Origin of the sequence: Leeuwenhoekiella sp. CH_XMU1409-2, assembly GCF_037029365.1 — a bacterium.
Classification (GTDB): domain Bacteria; phylum Bacteroidota; class Bacteroidia; order Flavobacteriales; family Flavobacteriaceae; genus Leeuwenhoekiella; species Leeuwenhoekiella blandensis.
In genome coordinates this window covers 1-852 of record NZ_JAYMEI010000051.1, presented here as the reverse complement: position 1 = coordinate 852, position 852 = coordinate 1, and the positions used below count along the sequence as shown (strand labels likewise).

1 protein-coding gene and 1 pseudogene are annotated in these 852 nt (G+C 31.8%); both read left to right on the top strand.

Features of this window, described 5'->3' with window-relative positions; all coding sequences use genetic code 11:
* A pseudogene (locus WA338_RS18825) lies at positions 1-77 on the top strand (DUF3050 domain-containing protein); the annotation flags it as partial.
* 4 nt (positions 78-81) lie between these two features.
* The gene (locus WA338_RS18820; protein ID WP_336094560.1) at positions 82-759 is read left to right on the top strand and encodes a restriction endonuclease subunit S; all 678 of its coding nucleotides are present in this window, start codon (positions 82-84) and stop codon (positions 757-759) included.
* The last annotated feature ends 93 nt before the right edge of the window (positions 760-852 follow it).

Below are 852 nucleotides of genomic sequence, written 5' to 3'. Positions count from 1 at the left end.
AATACTATTTTGATCGCCATATCGAATTGGATGGTGACGAGCACGGACCGATGGCGCTTAAAATGATCGAAGAGCTCAAACTTGTTAAACCCTGAAAAACTGAATACTTTAATTTATAACAATTTTCTTGGTAATACTATTTCAATACCAAAATCACTTGATGAATATGTGGAAATAAAGGATTTCAATGAAATGCTCGATTTTACAGACACAAAATTTGACTATCGAGTTTATATGCAATCTCTTGAAAATCCTTATTTAGAATTTACAAAATATCCTCTTTCAAGCCTTTCAGATGAATCTATTTGCGAAATATTAGACCATTTGAGAAAGCCTGTAAAAAAATCAAAAAGAGGAAGTGGTGATTATATTTATTATGGAGCAACAGGTAAAACAGGAATGATAAATGACTTCCTTTTTGACGAAAAGTTAGTTTTAATTGGAGAAGATGGGGCGAAATGGAAAAGAGGAGAAAACACCGCTTTCATAATTGAAGGCAAATCTTGGGTCAATAATCACGCTCATATCGTAAGAACTAAAAATGATAAACTTATAGAAGAATATATTCAACTAATTTTTGCAAACCTTGATTTTGGATTCTTAAAAACAAGACCGAATGGAGGTAAATTACAAAAAGGCGAAATGATGAAAATTCAATTTCCTTTACCTGATGTAGAAACGCAAGAGGAAATTGTCAACGAAGTTTCTAAATTAAAAGGGAATGAAAAATGGAAAAGATTTGAAGAACTTTTAAAATAAAGCCTGTGGCTAACAATGGTGACCGTTGCACAAGACTGTAAAACGCAATATTATGAACATAAATAAGCCGCTTTTAAGCGGTTTTTCTTTTTA